Origin of the sequence: Loigolactobacillus backii (assembly GCF_003946275.1) — a bacterium.
GTDB lineage: Bacteria > Bacillota > Bacilli > Lactobacillales > Lactobacillaceae > Loigolactobacillus > Loigolactobacillus backii.
The window spans coordinates 1-2987 of sequence record NZ_RHNQ01000117.1; the positions used below are offsets into that span (position 1 = coordinate 1).

Sequence of the window (2987 nt, forward strand, 5' to 3'; positions counted from 1 at the left end):
GTGAGCTCTTTTTCTGCACAAAAATCCTGTTAATAGTTTACCATTTGTAAACTATCAACAGGAAAAAGTATAGAGCCAAATTAGTTAGGTTATTTTTTGCAGAAATTCCGTTAGTCAATGAATATACAGGGGATTAACGACATTTCAAATAATTAATTCTTCAAAACGCCTAAACAATTAATTAATAATAGTAACATTAGATTGTTTTAATGTTAATTGTGAATTAATTAGCTTAATGCTATTATGAAATCGGTTACAAAAGACTGGTCTTGGTAACTGAAACATGAATACATAGAATGGGGTGATTAGATGACGACGAAATTTCCACTGTTTCCGGTTTCAATGGTCGGTAGTTGGCCACGGAATCCAGAGGTGTTGGCGGCGATTAAGGCGATTGGCAAACCTGATTTTTCTCAGGCAAGTCTTGATGCTGTCGCTCGGCAACAGGAAATATCGGTTATCAAAATGGAGGAGCAACTTGGGTTAGATGTCATTAGTGATGGTGAGTTGAACCGGGATAACTACGCATCATACGTGGCGCAGCGGTTTGACGGCATTGAGTTAATGGATATGTTACGTTTTTCTGATGTTTTAGGCTCGGACTGTAGTTTTGCGGACGAGTTGATTAATCGGGCCGGCGTTAAGTTGAGTGCCATTAACAACGCTGTGTGCGTGGGCAAGCTTGGTTATGCGCAAGGATTGACGGTGGCAGACCTGCAATTTTTGAAACAACAAACGAAGCAGCCCGTCAAAATTGAGTTACCAGGTCCGTATTTACTGGCGCGTTCGATTTGGGTGCCTAACGCCAGTATGCCGGCCTATAAAAATCAAGAAGAAATGGCCGAAGATATTCTTAAGCTACTAACAAAAGAGGTTCAGCACCTGCAGGCAATTGGTGTGGATATCATTCAAATTGACGAACCTGTTTTAACTGAAATTGTGTTTAGTGCGGCGTCTAATTCTGAGCGCTCATTCATGTGTTCATCACTTTCCAAAAAACGGGATAAGGCAGATGAGTTGGCCTTTGCGACTGATCTAATCAAGCGCTTATTTGCTCAAATTGACCGTAGTAAATCGATTGCTGCTCTACATACTTGCCGCGGTAACTGGGGGACTGATGAAAATGCGATGCTATCTGGCTCATACGCGCCACTAGTCGACACGTTTAACGAAATTTCACCGGATCTTTTGTTCCTTGAGTTTTCTGTCAAACGAGCTGGCGACATTTCAGAATTGTACGACAACGGACTGAATAAAGCGTTCGCGTTAGGCATTGGGTCCACCAATCCCCGCAGTAGTGAAATTGAAAATCCTTATGACATCATGGCTCGAGTTGAAAAGGCGCTGCAATACTTACCGAAAGAAAAAATCTGGCTCAATCCAGATTGTGGCTTCGGAACGTTCTCCAACAGTGTTATCAGTAACGCAGAAGTCGCCGAACGAAAAATGCGCGCCATTGTGCGGGCGGCGAAGTTATTGCGGAAGAAGTATCAGGAGTAGTTGGAAGAGTGTCTGGGCCAATCCTCAGAATCTGCCTTTCCAAACACGTTTAGGCCAAACTAGCCAGGGGAAGACTAGTAGGATTCTGGCTTATATGTGCTCCTGATAAGCCCGCAACAATACCATTTCAACACATTTACAGAAAAAGTACCGCAATCAAACCAATTTCCAAAACATACATAAATAAAGGAGAAATCAATCATGCAAAAATTAGATGCTCGTGGCGTTCCCTGTCCTAAACCAATTATTATGACCAAATTGGCGTTAGAAGAGGATCCAGTGGTTAGCGTTACGGTGAACGAAGAGGCGCTTGAAGATCTCAAAAAATTGGCGGATAAATTGGAAGGAACTTACTCAGAAAAGAAGCTTAAGGAAGACGAATATGAGGTGAATATCGAAGTGAAGGATACAGTGGAAAAGGATCAACCAATTGAACAGGCACCTAATCAAAATGGTGGTGGCACCGTCATCATGATTGGTAAAAAGGTCATGGGTACGGGACCAGAAGAACTGGGTACGATTTTGATGAATGGGCTCATTTTTACAATTGATCAGACTGCGCCACTACCAAGCTCGATTATTTTCTATAATGACGGCATCTTTTTAACGACAAAGGAAAATGACGCTCTGGAGGATATTAAAAACCTCGCTGATGAAGGTGTCGAAATCCTATCTTGTGGAACTTGCCTGAATTACCATGATGTTGAGGCCGAACTGAAAGTTGGTGGAACCACTAATATGTACGAAATTTTCCAGAAATTAGGCAAGGCCAGCCAGGTAATTACGTTAGAATAAACGGATAAATGGCTCTGAATAAGCCTTACGTCATACTTGTAACTTTGCGGGTATGGCGTAAGGTTTCTTTTATTGGCATAATTTTTTCCAAGCAAAGAGGCTGGAACAAAAGGTCATAACCGCTCATTATTTCTGAACGTTACCCTAGAATGTGCGCCAAAAGTCTGGGTTCACATGCCTAACTACGACTAATCGAATAACTATAGTACGGTTATTTGATTAGTCTACGTTACGCAATAAACCCAAAAACGACTTTTGTCCCACTCCAAGCAAAAACCCCTCATCATAGACGAGGGGTTTCACTAGGAGTAACTGGGCTGTTACTACTTTTTAGGTAGAGAAATAATTATCTGCCTGTTGGGGGTGGATAACTATTGCAAATCCAATTATACGATAGGTGCCAGTAATTAGCAATCGTAAAAATGAAAAAATCTAATTTACTGATAAGCAACTAACTATTACAGAATTAATGTGGTTAAAATGTAGTTAACTCATCAGAGATTAGTGGAACTTTTTTTAAATTGGCAACAACGGTAATTGTAGTCAAATCTTTTACATTTTTAAAAAGCAACTTGGTTAGTTGTACGTTGGGTACAGCTTACTTTTTGTTAGAAGACTAAAGGTTGAAAGTATCAAAATGGACCGTAACCATTGATGCCAAACGGTTATGGCACATTATATTACTAATTTCC

2 protein-coding genes are annotated in these 2987 nt (G+C 40.7%); both read left to right on the plus strand.

What is annotated here, in order from left to right; translation table 11 throughout:
* The first annotated feature begins 309 nt into the window (after positions 1-309).
* Positions 310-1500, plus strand: coding sequence for a cobalamin-independent methionine synthase II family protein (locus EKM61_RS11685; protein ID WP_068223112.1), 1191 nt, complete (start codon positions 310-312; stop codon positions 1498-1500).
* A 201-nt stretch (positions 1501-1701) separates the two neighbouring features.
* On the plus strand, positions 1702-2295 hold the full coding sequence (yedF, locus tag EKM61_RS11690; protein WP_068223113.1) for a sulfurtransferase-like selenium metabolism protein YedF: 594 nt from the start codon (positions 1702-1704) through the stop codon (positions 2293-2295).
* Positions 2296-2987: the final 692 nt, after the last annotated feature.